Raw genomic sequence first — 20,366 nt, 5'->3', positions numbered from 1 at the left:
GGGTCGCTGAATCGTGGAATCTCTCATCGCGCTGCTGGTGGCAGCGCCTCTGCTCGGAGCGGCGGTACTGCTGTGCGGCGGACGCCGGCTGGACGCCGTCGGCCACTGGCTCGGCACGCTGCTGGCCGCCGCGTCCTTCGTGATCGGCGCTGTCCTGTTCACTGACATGCTGGGCAAGGGCGGTGAGGAACGCACCCTGACCCAGCACCTGTTCAGCTGGGTCCCGGTCGAGGGCTTCCAAGCCGACGTCGCCTTCCGGCTCGACCAGCTGTCCATGACGTTCGTGCTGCTGATCACCGGCGTCGGCTCGCTGATCCACCTGTACTCGGTGGCGTACATGGAGCACGACGAGCGCCGCCGGCGCTTCTTCGGCTACCTCAACCTGTTCCTCGCGGCGATGCTGATCCTGGTCCTCGCCGACAACTACCTGCTGCTGTACGTCGGCTGGGAGGGTGTCGGTCTCGCCTCCTACCTGCTGATCGGCTTCTGGCAGCACAAGCCCAGCGCCGCCACGGCCGCCAAGAAGGCGTTCCTGGTCAACCGGGTCGGCGACATGGGCCTGTCGATCGCGATCATGCTGATGTTCCTCTGGTTCGGCACCTTCGCCTTCGGTCCGGTGCTCGGCACGGTGGCGGAGCCGGGGCTGGCCGGGGAGGCCGGCGAGGGCAAGCTCACCGCGATCGCGCTGATGCTGCTGCTGGCCGCGTGCGGCAAGTCCGCCCAGGTGCCGCTGCAGTCCTGGCTCGGGGACGCGATGGAGGGCCCGACCCCGGTCTCGGCCCTCATCCACGCCGCGACCATGGTGACGGCGGGCGTGTACCTGATCGTCCGGTCGGCCGCGATCTTCAACGGCGCGCCGGACGCGCAACTGGTCGTCACCATCGTCGGCGCGGTCACGCTGCTGTTCGGTGCGATCGTCGGTTGCGCCAAGGACGACATCAAGAAGGCGCTGGCCGGGTCGACCATGTCGCAGATCGGCTACATGGTGCTCGCCGCGGGCCTCGGCCCGATCGGCTACGTCTTCGCGATCATGCACCTGGTGACGCACGGCTTCTTCAAGGCCGGGCTGTTCCTGGGCGCGGGTTCGGTCATGCACGGCATGAACGACGAGGTCGACATGCGCCGCTACGGCGGCCTCAGGAAGTACATGCCGGTCACCTTCGTCACCTTCGGCCTCGGCTATCTCGCCATCATCGGCTTCCCGGGCCTGTCCGGCTTCTTCTCCAAGGACAAGATCATCGAGGCGGCGTTCGCCAAGGGCGGCACCGAGGGCTGGATCCTGGGCGCCTGCGCCCTGCTGGGCGCGGCGATCACGGCGTACTACATGACGCGCGTGATGCTGATGACGTTCTTCGGCGAGGAGCGCTGGCGCACGGCGCCGACGCCGTCCCCGGCCGAGCCGGACGTGGAGCCCGCCGCCGAGACGCGCGGCGAGGATCATTCCGGGAAAGCCGCTGCCGCGGCGGGCCCGCCGCACCCGCACGAGTCGCCGAAGGCCATGACGGTCCCGATGATCGTGCTGGCTGTCGGATCGGTGGCCGGTGGCGCGTTCTTCAGCGTCGGCGACCGGTTCCTGCACTGGCTGGAGCCGATCACCGCGCACGAGCACGGCCACCCGCCGGTCGGCGCCCTGACGGTCACTCTGTCCACGGTCGCCGTGATGGTGATCGGCGTCGCCCTCGCCTGGGCGCAGTACGGCCGCCGTCCGGTGCCGGCCGTCGCCCCGCGCGGGTCGCTGCTCACCCGGGCCGCCCGGCGCGACCTGCTCCAGGACGACTTCAACCACGTCGTCCTGGTGCGCGGCGGCGAGCACCTCACGCGCTCCCTGGTCTACGTCGACCACAGCCTGGTCGACGGCGTCGTCAACGGCACGGCGGCCTCGGTCGGCGGTCTGTCGGGGCGGCTGCGCAAGGTGCAGAACGGGTTCGCGCGCTCTTACGCGGTCTCGATGTTCGGCGGTGCGGCGGTCCTCGTCGCCGCGACCCTGCTGATGAGGGCGGTCTGATACCGATGTCCTTTCCTTTGCTGACAGCGACAGCGGTGCTGCCGGCCGTCGGGGCGATCGCGACGGCCGCCGTGCCGGCCGCGCGGCGCACCGCGGCCAAGTGGCTCGCGCTGCTGTTCTCGCTGGCCACGCTGGTCCTCGCGATCGTCGTCCTGGTCCGCTTCGACCCGGACGGCGACCGCTACCAGCTCACCGAGTCGCACTCCTGGATCGCCGACTTCGGGGTCCGCTACGAGCTGGGTGTGGACGGCATCGCGGTGGCGCTGATCGCGCTGACCGCGCTGCTGATCCCGTTCATCGTCCTGGCGGGCTGGCACGACGCCGACCCGCTCGAGACCGGCAGCAGCCGGTGGCGGCCGACGCAGGGTTTCTTCGCGCTGATCCTGGCCGTCGAGGCGATGGTGATCATCTCCTTCGAGGCCACCGACGTCTTCCTCTTCTACATCTTCTTCGAAGCCATGCTCATCCCGATGTACTTCCTCATCGGCGGCTTCGGGGACCGGGCCCACCAGCACGGCGAGAAGACGGCGGCCACCCAGCGGTCGTACGCGGCGGTGAAGTTCCTCCTCTACAACCTGGCCGGCGGTCTGATCATGCTGGCCGCGGTGATCGGGCTGTACGTGGTCGCCGGGAACTTCTCGCTCCAGGAGATCGCCGCGGCGCGGGCGAGCGGCTCGCTCGACATGGCGACCAACACCGAACGCTGGCTGTTTCTCGGTTTCTTCTTCGCCTTCGCGGTGAAGGCGCCGCTGTGGCCGCTGCACACCTGGCTGCCCAACGCCATGCAGGAGTCCACCGCCCCGGTCGCCGTGCTGATCACGGCGGTCGTCGACAAGGTCGGCACCTTCGCGATGCTCCGCTTCTGCCTCCAGCTCTTCCCGGAGGCCAGCAAGTGGGCGACGCCGGTCATCCTCGTGCTGGCGCTGATCAGCATCATCTACGGGGCGCTGCTCGCGGTCGGCCAGCGGGACATCAAGCGGCTGGTGGCGTACGCGTCGATCTCGCACTTCGGCTTCATCGTCATGGGCATCTTCGCGATGACCAGCCAGGGCCAGTCCGGCGCGACGCTGTACATGGTCAACCACGGCATCTCGACCGCCGCGCTGATGCTGGTGGCCGGCTTCCTGATCTCCCGGCGCGGTTCGCGGCTCATCGCCGACTACGGCGGGGTGCAGAAGGTCGCTCCGGTGCTCGCGGGCACCTTCCTGATCGGCAGCCTGGCCACCTTGTCGCTGCCGGGCCTGGCGCCCTTCGTCAGCGAGTTCCTGGTCCTGGTGGGCACGTTCACGCGCTATCCGGTGATCGGCATCATCGCGACCTTCGGCATCGTGCTCGCCGCGCTCTACACCCTCGTCCTCTACCAGCGGACGATGACCGGTCCGGTGAAACCCGAGGTCGCCGCCATGCCCGACCTGCGGGTGCGCGAAGTACTGGTCGTCGCGCCGCTGGTGGTGCTGCTGATCTTCCTGGGCGTCTACCCGAAGCCCGTCACGGACATCGTCGACCCGGCGGTCAAGCAAACCATGTCCGACGTACAGAAGAAGGACCCCCAGCCCGAGGTGGAGGCGGCCAAGTGAGCGCAACAGCCGTCCACAGCCTGTGGACAACGGCGGCCGACCCGATCTCCAAGATCGACGCGCCGAAGATCGAATACGGGCAGCTGTCGCCCGTCCTGATCGTCGTCGCAGCGGCGATCATCGGAGTACTCGTCGAGGCGTTCGTACCGCGCAGGTCGCGCTACTACGTCCAGATGTTCGTCGCCGCCGTCGCGCTCGTCGCCGCCTTCGCCGCGGTCGTCGCGCTCGCGGCGGGCGGCTACGGCACGACCAAGGCGCACATCGCGGCGATGGGCGCGATCGCCGTCGACGGACCGGCCCTGTTCCTCCAAGGCACCATTCTGCTGGCGGGCCTGGTCGGTCTGTTCACCTTCGCCGAACGGCGGCTCGACCCGGCGGCGCACGGCAACCGGGTGGACTCCTTCGCCGCCCAGGCCGCGTCCGTGCCGGGCAGCGAGAGCGAGCAGAAGGCGGTGAAGGCCGGGTTCGCCACCACCGAGGTCTTCCCGCTGCTGCTCTTCGCGGTCACCGGCATGCTGGTCTTCCCCGCGGCCAACGACCTGCTGACGCTGTTCGTCGCCCTGGAGGTGTTCTCCCTCCCGCTGTACCTGATGTGCGCGCTGGCCCGCCGCAAGCGGCTGATGTCGCAGGAGGCCGCGGTCAAGTACTTCCTGCTCGGCGCGTTCGCCTCCGCGTTCACCCTGTTCGGCATCGCCCTGCTCTACGGCTACTCCGGTTCCATGTCCTACGGCACGATCGCGCGGGTCGTCGACGGGTCGATCACGGAGGTCACCCCGGCGCTCGCCGACACCATGGGCAACGACGCGCTGCTGCTGGTCGGCGCCGCGCTGATCGTCATGGGCCTGCTGTTCAAGGTGGGCGCGGTGCCGTTCCACATGTGGACACCGGACGTGTACCAGGGCGCGCCGACGCCGGTGACCGGTTTCATGGCGGCGGCCACCAAGGTGGCGGCCTTCGGCGCGCTGCTGCGCATCCTCTACGTCGTCCTGCCCGGTCTGCGCTGGGACTGGCGGCCGGTGATGTGGGGCGTGGCGATCGTCACCATGCTGGGCGGCGCGATCGTCGCGATCACCCAGACCGACATCAAGCGGCTGCTGGCGTACTCGTCGATCGCGCACGCCGGGTTCATCCTGGCGGGCGTCATCGCGACCACCCCGGACGGCGTCTCGTCCGTCCTCTTCTACCTGGCGGCGTACTCCTTCGTCACGATCGGCGCGTTCGCGGTGGTGACGCTGGTGCGCGACCCGGGCGGCGAGGCGACGCACCTGTCCCAGTGGGCGGGGCTCGGCCGCCGGTCGCCGCTGGTGGCGGCGGTCTTCGCGGTGTTCCTGCTGGCCTTCGCGGGCATTCCGCTGACCTCGGGATTCGCCGGGAAGTTCGCCGTGTTCAAGGCGGCGGCGGAGGGCGGCGCGGCCCCGCTGGTGGTGATCGGCGTGATCTCCTCGGCGATCGCGGCGTTCTTCTACATCCGGGTGATCGTGCTGATGTTCTTCAGCGAACCCCGGCCCGAGGGTCCGACCGTCGCGGTGCCGTCGCCGCTGACGACGACGGCGATCGGGGTAGGCGTGGCGGTCACCCTGGTGCTGGGTGTGGCACCCCAGTACTTCCTGGATCTGGCGGGGCAGGCGGGGGTGTTCGTGCGCTGACGCGCCCTTGGTCACGGCAGTGGCCCGGCGCCCACGGGGGGTGCCGGGCCACTGCCGGTACGTCTGGGCGTGGCTTGCTGCCGGCGAGGTCGTCGGCGGTCCAGCCGCCCTCCGGCGGGGTCGGCCAGACCGGCTCGGACGCCTTCGGTGCGACGCTCATCAGTGCTCCCATGCGACGGGGTGCCGCGGGCGCAGACAGGCTGTCCGCCGGAAACGGGCAGATCTCCGCGCACGTGTGAACGACCTTCGTGTCCTGGACGGCGGTGACGGGTGGGAGCCTGTGGATAACTCCGTGGCTGTCGGTGCGGACCCCTATCGTGGAGGCAGTGGTCGGGGCAGGACGGACCGGACAGACGGGGCAGGACGTACGGGGGACAGGACGATGGGCGGGACGAGCGTGATCGACGAGATGTCGGGGACCGTGGCGGACAGCGAGGCGCTGGCCGCGCTGCGCCGGGTCTTCGGGTACGAGGCCTTCCGCGGCGAGCAGGAAGCGGTCATCGAGCATGTGGTCGCGGGCGGCGACGCCGTCGTGCTCATGCCGACCGGCGGCGGCAAGTCGCTGTGCTACCAGGTCCCGTCCCTGGTCCGCCCCGGCACCGGCATAGTGGTCTCCCCGCTGATCGCGCTGATGCAGGACCAGGTGGACGCGCTGCGGGCGCTCGGGGTGCGCGCCGGGTTCATGAACTCGACGCAGGACTTCGACGAGCGGCGCACGGTGGAGGCCGAGTTCCTCGCCGGCGAGCTGGACCTGCTCTACCTGGCGCCCGAGCGGCTGCGGCTGGAGAGCACCCTCGACCTGCTCTCCCGGGGCAAGATCGCGGTCTTCGCGATCGACGAGGCGCACTGCGTCGCCCAGTGGGGGCACGACTTCCGGCCCGACTACCTCGCGCTGTCCCTGCTGGGCGAGCGCTGGCCGGACGTCCCCCGGATCGCGCTCACGGCGACGGCCACCCACGCCACCCACCGGGAGATCACCGAGCGGCTGAACATGCCGGCCGCCCGGCACTTCGAGGCCAGCTTCGACCGGCCCAACATCCAGTACCGGATCGTGCCGAAGACCGACCCCAAGAAGCAGCTGCTGGCCTTCCTGCGCGAGGAGCATCCGGGAGACGCGGGCATCGTCTACTGCCTGTCCCGGAACTCGGTGGAGAAGACGGCCGAGTTCCTCTCCCGCAACGGCGTCGAGGCGGTGCCGTACCACGCGGGTCTGGACGCGGGCACCCGCGCGGCGCACCAGTCGAGGTTCCTGCGGGAGGACGGCCTGGTGGTGGTGGCGACCATCGCCTTCGGCATGGGCATCGACAAGCCGGACGTGCGGTTCGTCGCCCACCTCGACCTGCCCAAGTCGGTCGAGGGCTACTACCAGGAGACGGGCCGGGCCGGCCGGGACGGACTGCCGTCGACGGCCTGGATGGCCTACGGGCTCAACGACGTGGTGCAGCAGCGCAAGCTGATCCAGTCCGGCGAGGGCGACGAGGCGTTCCGCCGCCGGGCCCAGTCCCACCTGGACGCCATGCTCGCCCTGTGCGAGACCGTCCAGTGCCGGCGCAGCCAGCTCCTCGCCTACTTCGGACAGGACCCGGCAGCGGCCGGCTGCGGCAACTGCGACACCTGCCTCACCCCGCCGGAGACCTGGGACGGCACGGTCGCGGCGCAGAAGGCGCTGTCGACGGTGGTGCGGCTGAAGCGGGAGCGCGGGCAGAAGTTCGGCGCCGGGCAGATCATCGACATTCTGCTGGGCAAGCGGACCGCCAAGGTCATCCAGTTCGACCACGACCAGCTCTCGGTGTTCGGCATCGGTGAGGAGCTGTCCGAGGGCGAGTGGCGGGGCGTCGTCCGGCAACTGCTCGCGCAGGGACTGCTGGCGGTCGAGGGGGAGTACGGCACGCTGGTGCTGACCGACGACAGCGCGGCCGTGCTGCGGCGGGAGCGTGAGGTCCCGCTGCGCAAGGAGCCGAAGAAGCCGACGGTCGCGAAGGCGTCCGGCGGGGGACGCGGCGAGCGCAAGGCCAAGGCCGCGGCGGCGGAGCTGCCCCAGGCGCTGCTGCCCGCCTTCGAGGCACTGCGGGCCTGGCGCGCCGAGCAGGCCAGGGAGCAGGGCGTCCCGGCCTACGTCATCTTCCACGACGCCACGCTGCGGGAGATCGCCACCGTGTGGCCCACGTCGATCGGACAGCTCGGTTCCATCAGTGGCATCGGCGAGAAGAAGCTGACGACGTACGGGGAGGGTGTGCTGGAGGTGCTCGCGGGGCTGGGCGGACCGGCTGGACAGGCGCCGTCGCCGTCGCCGTCGTCGCCGGCCGCCGGTTCCGGCACCGGGTCGGACCCGGCCCCGGACGACTGGCCCGAGCACGAACCCGAGCCGGAGCCCGACGACTGGATATGACGGGTACGCCGGCCGCCTCGTAGGCCCCCGCGCACGCCCCGGGCGCGCCAGGCCCCGGGCCCGGGCGCGCCGCGAGGCGTCCGGACCGGGCGTGCCGACGGGGTGCGCCGCCCGTGTCGGCTGTGCTGCGCCGGGCTGGGCGGATCGGAAGACAGGCGGGCTGTGCCACCTGACGCCTTCAGGACAGTGCGGTGAGACCCGGGGCGAAGGTGATCAGCAGGGGGAGGAGCGGGACCAGGGCGGCCGTCGCCGTGGTCATGGCGCGGTGGCGACGGCCCAGCCGGGGCTGGGGCTCCAGGAGCCGGTCGACGCGTTCGCCGAGGAGGCGGTGGCTGGAGGCGCAGGACAGGACGCCCCGGTGCTGGTTCAGCTCGATCAGGGCGAGGGCCGTGGTCAGGTGGCCGCAGCGCCGGGAGGCGGTGTCGTCGGCGGCGAGTTCCACCAGGCGGTGGGTCTGGTCGCAGAAGTGGGCGAAGAGCGGGATACGGGGGAAGCCGGTGGCCAGTGCGGTGGAGAGGTGCAGCAGCCAGTCGTGGCGGGCGCGGGCGTGGCCGCGCTCGTGGGTGAGGACCGCGTCGATCTGGTGGTCGGTGAGGCGCTGGAGGGCGCCGGTGGTGACGATCAGCTGGGGCGGGCTGCCGGGCATCCACCAGGCGTCCGGATACTCGTCCTCCAGCACGAGGAGCGGGCCGCGCGCGGCCGGCAGCCCGGCGGGCAGGTCGGGGGCGCGTTCACGCAGGTGCGAGCGGGCCCTGCTGCGGCGCCGGCGTGCCTCGACCAGCTCGCGGGCGAGCATGGCCGTCGTCCAGGCGGCTCCGCAGGCCAGCACCACGGTGAGGGCGGCCGTCCAGGGCGGGCCGGCGGAGAGGTTGTACGCCGCGGTCACCGCGGGCGGCGCCGGGGCGAAGAGCTGGGCGCGGACCGTGCCGAAGACGGCGGCGGCACCGAGCGCCAGGGCGGTCAGACAGCACAGCAGAACCGTGGCGACCAGGCACTGCCACACCCACAGCGCGACCACCGGGTCCCGTTCCGGCCAACTGGCCCGGGTCAGCGCGCGGGGCGCCGGCACGGCGGCGGTCAGGGCGACGACGCTCAGCAGAAGCAGGCTGACGGTCATGCCACGGGCTCCGGATCCTGGTCGGGAAGGCGGCTCGGCTCTGGATCGTGCGGGGAGTGGAGAGGATGCGGGGAGTGGAGGGGATGCGGGGAGTACAGGACAGGGGGAGCGGCGAGTGCGGGAAGTACGGAGGGCGCGGGGCAGTACGGAGAGCGTGGAAGGCTCTCGCGCACCACCCGCCGCCAGTATGACGGTGCGGGGCGCTGCGAGTCAGGTCCGAGGACCGTCAAGTGCTCGGCATCTCACCGGGCTCTCACCGGCCGCCTTCGCGCACCACCGCTCAGCCCGCGACCACCCGCCCCGTCACCTCGCCCAGGCCGACCCGGGTACCGGCCGGGCCGGGGGCCCACGCCGACAGGGTGACCTGGTCGCCGTTGTCCAGGAACGTCCGCTTGCCGTCGGGGAGTTCCAGCGGGTCGCGGCCGTTCCAGGTCAGTTCCAGCAGGGAGCCGCGTTCCCGTTCGGACGGGCCGCTGACGGTGCCCGAGCCGTACAGGTCGCCGGTGCGCAGCGAGGCGCCGTTGACGGTCAGGTGGGCCAACTGCTGGGCGGCCGTCCAGTACATGGTGGAGAAGGGCGGCTCCGAGACGACATGGCCGTTGACGGCGACGGAGATCCGCAGGTCGTAGCCGCTCGGTTCGTCGTCGGTGTCGTCCAGGTAGGGCAGTAGCCGGTGGGTCCGCCGCGGCGGGGCGCACCGGGCGTCCTCCAGGGCGTCGAGCGGGGTGATCCACGCCGAGACCGACGTGGCGAAGGACTTGCCGAGGAACGGGCCGAGGGGGACGTACTCCCAGGCCTGGATGTCCCGGGCCGACCAGTCGTTCAGGAGGCACAGTCCGAACACGTGCTCGCGCCAGTCGTGCAGTGGGACCGGGCGGCCGGGTTCGCTCGGCGTGCCGACCACGAAGCCGACCTCGGCCTCGATGTCCAGGCGTACCGACGGGCCGAAGACGGGTTCCGGGTCGGTGGGGGACTTGCGCTGGCCCGCGGGGCGTACGACGTCCGTGCCCGAGACCACCACGGTGCCGGAGCGGCCGTGATAGCCGATCGGCAGGTGTTTCCAGTTCGGGGTCAGGGCGTCCGCGGCGTCCGGGCGGAAGATCCGGCCGACGTTCCGGGCGTGGTTCTCGGAGGCGTAGAAGTCGACGTAGTCGGCCACCTCGAAGGGCAGGTGCAGGGTGACCGAGGAGAGCGGATGGAACAGCGGGGCGAGGGTCTCGCGGTGGGCGGGGACCGTCACCCAGGCGGTCAGCGCGCGCCGTACGTCGGACCAGGCGGTGCGGCCCGCCGCCAGCAGCGGGTTGAGGGTGGGCCGGGCGAGGAGGGAGGCGTACGGCGAGCCGAGCGCACGGGCCGCCGCGCCGGCGTCGAGGACGTGGTCGCCCAGCCGGACGCCCACCGTCCGGTCCTGTCCGCCCGGGATCGAGAACACGCCGTACGGGAGGTTGTGCGGGCCGAAGGGATCGCCTTCGGGGACGTCGAAGAGGGGCATGGGTGTCGCCTCGCTTTCGTGCTCGTGGCCGGGCCACACGTTACGGCCGCCGGGGCGCGTCCGGGCAGAGCGTGGCCGGACGGGGTGGGTGGACCGGGTGGCCGGGCGGGCGGCGGCGGATGGCGGCGGATGGCTGGTGGGTAGCTCTCCGCTTCCGTTCATGTGCGGGAAGTTGTCCACAGGCCGATCCGCAATCTTGACGGAGCGGTGCGAACGGGGAGACTCTGGACGGGTGCCGGAAGGCCTCGGGGAGGGGGCGTTCGCAAGGCACACCAGGGGGAGCGGATGGCCATTGGGGAGGCCGGTCCGGGTTCGGTGTCGTCGCATGCCGGGCGGAAACGCCCGGCGCGGACCATGCGGGACAGACTCGGCCGGGAATGCGTGTACGTACCGTCGTGCCGGTTCGGCCTGTACGCGGCGCTGCGGCACTGGTGCCCGCCGGGCGGCCGGGTGCTGATGTCGCCGGTCAACGACGACGTGATCTTCTTCGTCGTCCTGGCGGCCGGACTGCGGCCGGTGCAGGCGCCGCTGAAGCCGTGGGACGGGTCCATCGACATCGATGCCGTACCCGCCGAGACGTGGGGCGGCCTGTCCGCCGTGCTGACGACGAACCTGTACGGGAACCCGGACCCGGCGCCCGAACTGCGCCGACGCTGCGACGCGTTGGGGATTGCGCTGTTCGAGGACGCGGCGCACGCCATCGGCAGCGAGGTGGGCGGCCGGCCGGTCGGTACGTGGGGCGACGCCTCCGTCTTCAGCCTGTCCAAGCACGTCGGAGCACACGCCGGGGGGATCCTCTCGGTCGCCGATCCGGGGGTGCGGGACGTGCTGGAGAAGGCGTGCGAGGAACTGCTGGCGCCGCGCCGGGCGACGGCCGAACTCGCCTACGCGATCCGGCCGTACGCGGAGGCGGCCGTGCGGGCGCTGCGGCTGCGCCGGGCCGCCTGGGCGACGCTGCGGCTGCTGGGCATGGCCGAGCGTGAGGGGATCCGGATGCCGCTGCGGCCCGAGGCGCTGGCCCGCGCGGTCGCCGGCGCGCCGGATCTGGACGCGCACGACCCGTGGGTCCGCGTCGACATGCACGACTACCGGCTGAGATCCGGCCGGTTCCGGCTCGCCCGCGTCGGCCGCAAGCTCGCCCGGCTGGACGACGTGCTCGCCGACTGCCGCGCGGGGACGGAACTGCTGCTGGCCACGCGGTGGGCCGGTGCCGGGTATGGCGGGCGGCGGCTGCCGGGCGCGGGTTCTGCCGGGGCGGACGGGGCGGACGGGGCGACCGGGGCGACCGGGACGAGCGGAGTAGCCGGGGTGGCCGGGGCTGTTGGGGCGGGCAGGGGTTTCGGGGGCGTCGGGGCGGTGGGCAGGGGGCTGGTCGCGGGGGAGGTTCGGGCGGGGGGAGGCGTTGCGGTGCAGCCGTTGTTCCGGGTGCCGTTGCTGGTCGCGGACCGGGACGCGGCGGTGGCGGCTCTCGCGCGGCGGGGTGTCGTCGTCGGGTACCTCTACGATCCGCCCCTGGACGACTACGCCGGGGCGGAGTTCACCGACCCCTCGCCCGCGCCCGCGGCCGCACGCTGGTTCGCCCGGCACGCGCTGCCGGTGGACCCGCTGCGGGCCCAGGAGGTCATCGGGATCCTGGCGGAGTCCGGCGTCCGGCCGGCCGAGCTGCCCGCGGACCTGAGCGGGCCGGGTCCGTTACCGGAAGGGCCGGGGCCGCTCCGTGGCTGAGGCGCAGGTGCGGGAGACCGCCGAGACCCGGGCGGCAGGCGACGGCAGGCCGTCCGAGGGGTCGTACGGCTCGGACTCGCTGTTCAAGAACGCCTACTTCCTGATGCTCAGCACCGGCGTCTCCGCCGTGCTCGGACTCGGCTTCTGGCTGGTGTCCGCGCGGTACTACACCGAGGAGGCCGTCGGCCAGGGCTCCGCGGCCATCGCGGCGATGCGGCTGCTGGCCAGCATCACGGCGACGACCATGATCGGCGCCGTCGTCCGCTTCGTGCCGCGCGCCGGACGAGGGACGGGGCCGCTGGTCTGGCGGGCCTACGCGGCCAGTTCGGTGGTCGTCACGCTGGCCGCCGGCGTCTTCCTGCTCACCCTCGACCGGTGGGGCGACTCGTACGCGCCGCTGGGCACGCCGGTGGCGGGCACGCTGTTCGTCGCGGCCTGCGTGGCCTGGGCGCTGCTCACCCTCCAGGACGGGGTGCTGACCGGGCTGCGCAAGGCCGAGTGGGTGCCGGCCGGCAACGCGGTGTTCTCGGTCGGCAAGCTGATCCTCCTCGCCGTCTTCGCCACCACCCTGCCGGTGCTCGGCATCTTCGTCTCCTGGGCCGTGGCGATCGCCTTCTCCACCCTGCCGATCGGCTGGCTGATCTTCCGCAGACTGATCCCGCGCCAGGTGGCCGCCGACCGCAACCTGGAACCGCCCGCCTACCGCGAGATGGGCCGGTTCCTCGCGGGTGACTCGCTGGGCGCGCTGTTCAGCCTGGCCATGATCAACCTGCTGCCGGTGATGGTCGCCGTCCGCTTCACCGCCGCCGAGAACGGCTACTTCTACGTGGCCTACACCGTCGGCGGCACGATGGAGTTCATGGCCATCAACATGGCCTCCTCGCTCACCGCGCACGCCTCGCACGACCCCCGGGCGCTCGCCGACGGCGTCCGCGGGGCGCTGCGCCGGATGACGTTGCTGCTGGTGCCGGTGGTGGCGTTCCTGGTGGCGTTCGCGCCGTACATCCTCGCCCCGTTCGACGAGGACTACGCCCAGCACGGCTCCACGGTGCTGCGGCTGCTCGCCCTCGGCGCGCTGCCGCGGATCGTGGTGGAGCTGTACATAGGGGTGCTGCGGGTGCAGGGCCGGACCGGTGTGCTCGCCGCCGTCCAGGGCACCATGTGCGTCCTGGTGCTGGGCAGCGCGACCGTGCTGTTCACCCCGGCCGGGATCGCGGGCGCCGGCTGGGCGGTGCTGCTGGGGATGACGCTGGTCGCCGCCGGTTGCGTGCCCGGGCTGCGCGCGGCGCTGCGCGGAGCCGGAGCCGGCGGCGCCGGGCGGGGGTCGGGCGGTGGGCCCGGCGACGCCAAGGTGACCGGGGGTGCCCGGAAACCGGCGCCCGGCACCCCGGCGTACGGCACCCGTTGGGCGCGGTTGAACGCCACCGCCGGGTACGGCACGGGCTGGGCCCGCAGAGCCGCCTACGAGCACGATCCTCCCGATGGGACACGGACGGAGGGGTGGGAGGACACCGTCACCCTCTTCATCGGGCGGCCCGGTTTCGAGCGGGAGGCGTTGGAGGCGGACCCGCTCGCCGTGATCGTCCGGGCGCCGGACGGGCCGGGCGACGGGTCGGGCGACGGGTCGGCTGACGGGCCGGGCGGGGTCATCCACGAGGGTGAGCGCGGGGAGCACGGTGGGTATGGCGAGCACGGTGCGGACGGCGCCGGCCCGGCGACCGAGCCCGCAGGCGCAGCCGACCCCGCCCCGTCCGGTACGGAGGAGCCCTGGGAACGGTGGTTGGGGATCGGTCTCTGGGCGGTGCTCGGTGTCGCCACCGCGGTCTTCTGGACGGCACTGCGTGGACTGCCCTGGCTGGACGGGGTCTCCCGGACAGCGCTGACCGGCCGTGAGCTGCTGGAGGGACTGCCGCTCGCCGCCCTCGTCGCGGGTGGGGTCCTGCTGGTCGTGTTCGCGGCCTCCGTGACGCTGAGCGCCCGCGTCGACTGGCGGCTGCCCGGTGCCGCGTTGGGCGCCGCGATGATCGCCCTGTACGCGGCACCTGTCGCCCTCGGTCGGGAACCACAGCCGGTGGGTGGGACGTTCTATACCAAGACGGCCGGATTCCTCGCGGACGCGGTGGGGCTCGACGGCCCCGAGCCGCTGCTGCGCTGGGCGCCGCCCGTGCTGCAACTGCTGTGTCTCGTGCCGCTGTGGCTGCTGCTCGCGTACGCGGGCGACCGGCTGCCGTGGCCGGGACGCTGGGGGGTTCTGTATCTCGCCGCAGTGGGCGGCTGGGTGTGGCGACAGGCACTCGCGCCGGTCGCGCCGCCCCTTCTCCTGCTGCTCGTCCTGCTGGTTCTGCTCGTCCGGATCCTGCCACCGCACCGACCGGCACCGACGCCGCCACCGGCATCGACACCAACACCAACACCGACATCCGAGCCCCCGCACCGCTCCAGACCGAACAACAGATTCAGGGACTGATCGCGCACAGATCGAGCACAGAGCCGAACCGCCAGGGGGGAACGTCGTGCGTCCGCCAACCACTCCACGGGAGAGATCCGGACCGGAACCCGTGCCCGGACCGGAGGTCCCGGACGCGTCGTCCCCGGAAGGGCCGGACGCGTCCGGGACACCGGCGCCGGTCGTCTCGGAGCCGACGTCACCGGAGCCCGAAAAGAGCGGGGCGGCCGAGAAGCCCGACGTCCCTGCCGCCGAGGTGGCCGAGGTGGCCGAGGTGGCCGGGACGGTCGTAACACCCGCCACACCCGCCACACCCGCCTCCCAAGAACCGGCGGATCGCAACGCCGAAGCCATGTCCGACCGCCCCCCAGGAGCCTGGCCGCCGGGAGAACCGAAGCGGCAGGCGGGCGGGTGGTTTCGTGGTGCCCTGCGGGGGGTGCGCCGTCGTCCGCCCCTCACTCAGTTCACTCAGGGGTCACCGGGCTTCGCCGCCGGCCCCCTCCCCATGACGGACCTCTCCGATCTCGCGCCACTCTGGACCGCCCGGCAGCGCGGCGCCCGGGTCTGGCCGGCGCTGCCCCTGCTCGTGGCGCTCGCCTTGTGGGGGTACGGGATCGCCCGCACCGACGTTTCCCACCTCGACGACTTCGGCCTGGTCAGCGCGTTGCACCCGGCCTTCTGGACCGGCCTCGCGGTGCTCACGGCCGGCTTCTGGTGCACCGTCCGCGACCCGAAGCGGGCACAGGGCTGGTCGTTCGCGTACGTTCTAGGGCTGCTGCTGATGGAGCGGGCCACCCAGGCCCTGGTCTATCCGACCCCGCTGTACGCCTGGGCGTGGAAGCACGACGCGGTCGTCGACCACCTGCTGACCGCTGGCGGTCTCGGGACCGAGGAACAGCTCGGCGACATGGCCGTCTACGACCAGTGGCCGGGCTTCTTCGCCGCCCAGGCCGCGCTGGTGCGGCTGCTCGGCGTGGACAACACCGCGATGTACATGGCGTGGTGGCCCCTGGTCTCCAGTCTGATGCTGCTGCTCCCGCTGCTGCTGATCTACCGCACCTTCACCACCGACCGGCGGCTGATCTGGACCTCGGTCTGGCTGTTCTACGTCGCCAACTGGGTGGGCCAGGACTACTTCTCCCCGCAGTCCGTCGCCTTCGCGCTGCACGTGGGCGTGCTGGCCGTGGTCCTGCGCCGGTACGGCGGCCGGCGCGGCCACCGCGGCCGGCCGCGGCCAGCGGTCTGGACGGTGCTGCTGACCGTGCTGGTCACCACCATCGTCGTCTCGCACCAGCTGACCCCGGGCATGCTGGTCGTCTGCCTGCTGGCCCTGTGCCTGACCCGCCGTTACCGGCACTGGGTGCCCGTGGTCACCGCGGTCGTCATCTTCCTGGCCTGGTGCCTCACGGCGGCGCTGCCCTTCCTGTCCGCCGCGATGCCGGACATGATCCGCTCGGTGGGTGACGTCGGCGCCAACGTGGAGACCGGGTACGAGGCCACCCCGACCGGCGCCGGGGCGATCGCCACTTCCTGGGCGGCCCGGCTGCTCTCCGGTTCCGTACTGCTGCTCGCGGCGTTCGGCGTGCTGCGCCAGCCGGTGCTGCGCTACCGGGCGCTGCCGCTGCTGCTGGTCGCGGCGGCCCCGCTGCCGATGTTCGTGGCCAGCAGCTACGGCAGCGAGATGATCTTCCGGGTGCTGATGTTCATGCTGCCCGGCGCGGCCTTCTTCGCCGGCGCGGCACTGCTGCCCAAGGTGCGCACGCTGGCCGCCGACCTGGCCGCGCGGGAGGCGGCCGGACGGGGGCCGGTCCCCGCCGCCCGGCGTCGCCGGTTCCGGTTGCCGGATCTCAGGTACGGCGCCTGGGTGCCGCTGGTCGCGCTGCTCGCCGGGACGCTCGCCTTCGTGCCGGCCTACTCCGGCAAGGACCGGATCAACTACTTCCCGCCCGCGGAGGTCGCCCTGGTCCGGAACCTGTTCGGCCAGGCACCGGAAGGGTCGCTCGTGGTCGCCGCCAACCGGAACTACCCGCTCGCCTACGACTCGTACTGGAGCGTGGACCACTACTGGTTCCTCGACGACGGCCGCAGCCACGTCGACGCGATCGTGCGCAGCCCGGCCGCCACCCTGGCCCGGGACATGAGCGCCGTGGCACCGCCCGCCCGCGCCTATCTCCTGCTGTCCCAGGGGCAGATCGCCAACTCCGAGATGGACGGCCAGCTCAACGGCGCGAAACTGGAGCGCATCCGCCGGTCGGTGGCCGCGTCACCGCGGTTCCGGCTGGTGGCCGAGAACAGCGCCGGCACGGTCTACGTCCTCGAACCGGCCGCCGAACCAGCCGTCGAACCGGCCGCCGAGGCGGGAGGCACGGTCCGATGACCCCGCAGGACCTAGTGATCCGTATGCTGCCCGCGTTCGGCGGCTGGCTGGCGCTGGCCGCCCTCGCCCTGCCGGGCGGTTCGCCGCCACGCGGCGCCGCGGTGGCGATCTTCCTGTCCGCCGGTCCGGGCGCTGCCCTGGTCCGGATCTGCGGCCCGGCGCTGCGGTCCCGGCCCGCCGAGGGCCCCGTCGACCGCCGCGACGCCGACTTCGACCGCCACTCCGACCTGCTGGAACGGATGATGCTGGCCGTGCTGCTGAGCGTCTGCGCGGTCATGCTCGTCGCGACGGTGCTGATCGCCACGCACGCCTTCAGCGGGGAGCGGGTGCTGCTGATCCTCACCCTGCTGACCACGCTCGCCGCGTTCTGTCCGCGCCTGCGCGCCTCCCCGGTGCCGAAGCCGGGGACGCCACCGAGGACACGGAAGGGTTCCGCGCCGTGAACGTGCCCCGCCCGCCCCGTCCCTTTCGCCGCACCTCTCCCCGGAAACCGACCGCGCGGCATCGCAGACCACCGCACCACGAATCACCGCACCACGAATCACCGCACCACGAATCACCGCACCGCGAACCACCCGACCGGCGCGTCCGTCGCCGTCTGCTGCTGACCTCCGCCGTCGTGGCGTGCGCGGTGCTGCTGGCGGTGCTCGCCCTGCGCGACACCGCCGGCCCCGACGACGGCTCCGGGACCAGCCCCTCCGGCCAGGGCGAGCGGTGCCGCCCGACCGCGCTGCTCGAACCGCCCTGCGGTGCCTGGTTCGGCGCCTTCGTGCAGCACGACAAGTCGAACCTCGCCGAGAAGGTGCGTGCCTACGAGGAGAAGGCCGGCCGCAAGCTCGACATCGTGTACACGTACCACGACATGTCCGCCGTCACCGGCAGCCGCCTCGAGGGCCAGTTGCTGACCGAGCAGGAGCAGCGGGTCGGCGAGGACCGGATGCTGCTGCTGTCCTGGGAGAGCAAGTGGTGGGGCGGCACCAAGCGGCAGCAGCCGACCTGGCGGCAGATCTACGAGGGAGAGCTGGACGATTCCGTCATCGACGTCCAGGCGGAGCGGATCAAGGAGTACGGGGAGCGCACCGGCAAGAAGGTGTTCCTCTCCTTCGACCTGGAGATGGACACCCGCACCCCGGCCAGCGGCAGTCCCGAGGACTACGTCCGGGCCTACCGGCACATCCACGACCGCTTCCGCGACCTCGGCGTGGACAACGTGGTGTGGACATGGGTGATCACCGGTTACCTGAACCACGCCGACCTGTTCGAGCGGCTGTATCCCGGGGACGACTACGTCGACTGGATCGGCTACAACCAGTACAACTACTACCGCTGCCACCAGACGAAGTGGCTGAGCTTCGCCCGGACGCAGTACGCCACGCACGACTGGATCCGGGCGCACATATCCGACGACAAGCCGCTGATGCTGTCGGAGTTCGGCAGCGCGTCCGACCCGGACCGGCCGGACCGGCAGGCCCAGTGGTACGCGCGGGTGCCCGAGGTGCTCAAGGACCTGGACGGGGTCAAGGCCGCGCTCCAGTGGAACTACCGGGACCCGGGGCCGCACTGCGACCTGTCGGTGGCCGGCGACGCGGCCTGGCGCAGTCTGCGCACGGCGGTCGCCGACCCGTATCTCAACCAGCCGCTGAAGTGACCGGGCCGGTACGGCCGTTCAGCCCGCGAACTCGGGGCCGCGCAGCACCGCGCGGCCTCGCCGGTACCACCGCCAGGCGACCGTCTTCGGGCGGTCCCGGTAGGGCGCGATCCGCGCGCCCCGCCCGGCCAGCCAGTCCGTCACGTCGGCGACGGTGTGGGTGCGCCGGACGATGAGGCGGGCGATGCGGTACCGCTGGTCCCGGTCGGAGCTGAGCGCGTGCCGCACCGCCGTCGCCGTCTCGTAGCCGGCCCGGGCCGACATGGACCGCACCCGGGCGCTGTTGTAGCCGTGCGGGTAGGCGAGGTGGCGGACCGGATGGCCGAGGGCGTCCTCCAGTACCGCCTTGGAGGAGCGGAGTTCGACCGCCAGCGCCTTGGCGGGCAGGGTGTCGAGCTGGGCGTGGGTGACGGTGTGGCTGCCGATCTCCATGCCGTGCTGCTCCAGGCCGGCCGCCTGGGCCAGGGTCATCATCGGGGCGGGCGGCAGCAGACTGCGGCCGCCGGGCGCGATGGCCCCGGTGGTGAGGTAGGCGGTGGCGGCCAGGCCCCGCCCGGCCAGCGTCTGGGCGGTCGGCCCCGGCAGGTCGGCGAAGCCGTCGTCGAAGGTCAGCAGCACCGGCCGGGGCGGCAGCGGGGCCCGGCCGGCGAGATGGTCGGCGAGCGCGCTGATGGTCAGCGGCGTACGGCCGCTGCCGGCGATCGCGTCCAGGTGTGCGGCGAACTGCTTCGGCGTGACGGTGAACTCCGCGATCCAGCCGGGCGGGTCGTCCATCACGGCGTGGTAGAGGAAGACGGGGATGTGCGCAGAACCTCCCGCGGCCCGAACACCCGGAGAGCCCTGAGCACCCCCGCTCAACCCGCCCCCGCTCAACCCGCCCCCGCCCATCACCGCTCCGCTCCGACGGCCCGCAGCGCCCGCCGGGCCCGCAGATAGCCGAGCGGGCCGTACAGCATCCCCCGGCGCTGGAGCCGCGACAGCCGCCGTGGCCAGGGATGGGTACGGTCGTCGTGGCCCCCCGGGGCCGCACCGGCGGACCGGGACCGGTCCGTGTCCCGTACGGTGGTCAGGGTGCGGGCGTGTGCCAGTCCGCCCGGCAGCCGGGCGAGGAAGGCGGGCAGCAGGGCCGGGCGGTTGACCAGGACCGCCGTCAGATAGGCGGTGAGTCCCGCCCCGTAGCCGAACGCCTGGGTCTCCAGGTCCCGCCAGGTCTCCCGGTGGTGGTGCCAGACCAGGGCCGCCGGGGTGTAGCGCAGCCGGTACCCGTGGGCGAGCACCTGGACGAAGCCGTAAAGGTCGTCGCCGCCCCGGGCGGGCGTGCCCGCGCCGGTGGCCGGGTCGAAGCCGCCGACCTCGCGCAGCACCGAGGTCCGGAAGGCCATGCCGGCGCCGGAGCCGAACCGTCCGGCGGTGAACGGGAACAGCGGTTCGTCGGCGGGCGGGTCGGCGGGGTCGTAGGTCCGTGCGGTGAAGCCCTTGGCGAAGCCGCCGTGGCTCTCCAGGAGGACCTGGGCGGGGGTGCGCAGCCGGGCGGGCAGGATCAGGCCGGTGGCGCAGCCGAGCCCGGAGTCGGCGGCGAACGGCGTGCTCAGTTCGGTCAGCCAGCGCGGGTCGGCGACCACGTCGTCGTCGGTGAAGGCGGTCACCTCGCCGCGTACGACGCCGAGCCCGCGGTTGTGCGCGACGGCCAGGCCGGGCACCGGTTCGCGCACGTACCGCACCTGTTCGCCGTACTTCCGCGTCACCAGGTCCCGGGTCTCGTCGGTCACCGGGGCGTTGTCCACGACGACGATCTCGAAGTCCGGGTGGTCCTGGGCGAGCAGCGAGTCCAGGGCGCGGGCCAGCTGACCGGCGCGTTCCCGGGTGGCGACGACGACACTGGCGGCCGGGGGCTGCCCGTCGTCCGGGCGGGGGGGGGGGGGGGGGGGGGGGGGGGGGGGGGGG

Annotated in this window: 13 protein-coding genes; 9 read left to right on the top strand and 4 right to left on the bottom strand. The window is 72.5% G+C overall.

The window, feature by feature from the left end:
* Nucleotides 1–13 precede the first annotated feature (13 nt).
* From nuoL to recQ, 4 genes are all read left to right on the top strand, one after another.
* The gene (gene nuoL / locus ACTT8P_RS04295) at nucleotides 14–2,005 is read left to right on the top strand and encodes an NADH-quinone oxidoreductase subunit L (protein ID WP_442830161.1); all 1,992 of its coding nucleotides are present in this window, start codon (nucleotides 14–16) and stop codon (nucleotides 2,003–2,005) included.
* A 5-nt stretch (nucleotides 2,006–2,010) separates the two neighbouring features.
* A complete protein-coding gene (locus ACTT8P_RS04290; RefSeq protein WP_442830160.1) occupies nucleotides 2,011–3,582 on the top strand; it encodes an NADH-quinone oxidoreductase subunit M in 1,572 nt (523 codons plus the stop codon).
* Complete coding sequence (gene nuoN, locus ACTT8P_RS04285; protein WP_442830159.1) at nucleotides 3,579–5,228, top strand: NADH-quinone oxidoreductase subunit NuoN; 1,650 nt, start codon at nucleotides 3,579–3,581, stop codon at nucleotides 5,226–5,228. Before ACTT8P_RS04290 ends, nuoN begins: the two co-directional genes overlap by 4 nt.
* A gap of 382 nt (nucleotides 5,229–5,610) precedes the next feature.
* Complete coding sequence (recQ, locus tag ACTT8P_RS04280) at nucleotides 5,611–7,617, top strand: DNA helicase RecQ (RefSeq protein ID WP_442830158.1); 2,007 nt, start codon at nucleotides 5,611–5,613, stop codon at nucleotides 7,615–7,617.
* 178 nt (nucleotides 7,618–7,795) lie between these two features.
* On the opposite strand, the gene ACTT8P_RS04275 is transcribed toward recQ, so the two are convergent.
* Both ACTT8P_RS04275 and fahA read right to left on the bottom strand, forming a co-directional pair.
* A complete protein-coding gene (locus ACTT8P_RS04275; protein WP_442830157.1) occupies nucleotides 7,796–8,734 on the bottom strand; it encodes a M56 family metallopeptidase in 939 nt (312 codons plus the stop codon).
* Nucleotides 8,735–9,014: 280 nt separating this feature from the next.
* Nucleotides 9,015–10,226 (bottom strand): fumarylacetoacetase, encoded by a 1,212-nt coding sequence (fahA, locus tag ACTT8P_RS04270; RefSeq protein WP_442830156.1) that lies wholly within the window; start codon nucleotides 10,224–10,226, stop codon nucleotides 9,015–9,017.
* Nucleotides 10,227–10,580: 354 nt separating this feature from the next.
* On the opposite strand from fahA, the gene ACTT8P_RS04265 reads away from it, so the two are divergent.
* The 5 genes from ACTT8P_RS04265 to ACTT8P_RS04245 all read left to right on the top strand — a co-directional run bounded on the left by ACTT8P_RS04265 (nucleotide 10,581) and on the right by ACTT8P_RS04245 (nucleotide 18,422).
* The gene (locus tag ACTT8P_RS04265; RefSeq protein ID WP_442830155.1) at nucleotides 10,581–11,951 is read left to right on the top strand and encodes a DegT/DnrJ/EryC1/StrS family aminotransferase; all 1,371 of its coding nucleotides are present in this window, start codon (nucleotides 10,581–10,583) and stop codon (nucleotides 11,949–11,951) included.
* The gene (locus ACTT8P_RS04260; protein ID WP_442830154.1) at nucleotides 11,944–14,418 is read left to right on the top strand and encodes a lipopolysaccharide biosynthesis protein; all 2,475 of its coding nucleotides are present in this window, start codon (nucleotides 11,944–11,946) and stop codon (nucleotides 14,416–14,418) included. Before ACTT8P_RS04265 ends, ACTT8P_RS04260 begins: the two co-directional genes overlap by 8 nt.
* 484 nt (nucleotides 14,419–14,902) lie before the next feature.
* Nucleotides 14,903–16,774, top strand: coding sequence for a glycosyltransferase (locus ACTT8P_RS04255; protein ID WP_442830153.1), 1,872 nt, complete (start codon nucleotides 14,903–14,905; stop codon nucleotides 16,772–16,774).
* Nucleotides 16,771–17,217, top strand: coding sequence for a hypothetical protein (locus tag ACTT8P_RS04250; RefSeq protein WP_442830152.1), 447 nt, complete (start codon nucleotides 16,771–16,773; stop codon nucleotides 17,215–17,217). The genes ACTT8P_RS04255 and ACTT8P_RS04250 overlap by 4 nt, the downstream gene beginning before the upstream one ends.
* Nucleotides 17,218–17,393: 176 nt before the next feature.
* A complete protein-coding gene (locus ACTT8P_RS04245; RefSeq protein ID WP_442830151.1) occupies nucleotides 17,394–18,422 on the top strand; it encodes a glycoside hydrolase family 26 protein in 1,029 nt (342 codons plus the stop codon).
* 18 nt (nucleotides 18,423–18,440) lie between these two features.
* Here the strand turns inward: ACTT8P_RS04245 and ACTT8P_RS04240 are convergent, their stop codons facing one another.
* Together ACTT8P_RS04240 and ACTT8P_RS04235 are read right to left on the bottom strand one after the other, a co-directional pair.
* Nucleotides 18,441–19,196 (bottom strand): polysaccharide deacetylase family protein, encoded by a 756-nt coding sequence (locus tag ACTT8P_RS04240; protein WP_442830150.1) that lies wholly within the window; start codon nucleotides 19,194–19,196, stop codon nucleotides 18,441–18,443.
* Between the two features lie 113 nt (nucleotides 19,197–19,309).
* Nucleotides 19,310–20,366, bottom strand: a 1,057-nt coding sequence (locus ACTT8P_RS04235; RefSeq protein ID WP_442830149.1) for a glycosyltransferase, incomplete at its 5' end; no start/stop codon positions are given.

The organism is Streptomyces sp. JW3 (genome assembly GCF_052216785.1).
In the GTDB taxonomy this organism is placed as follows: domain Bacteria; phylum Actinomycetota; class Actinomycetes; order Streptomycetales; family Streptomycetaceae; genus Streptomyces.
The sequence above is the reverse complement of the archived record's forward strand: the minus strand, read 5'-3'. Positions and strand labels throughout refer to the sequence as shown.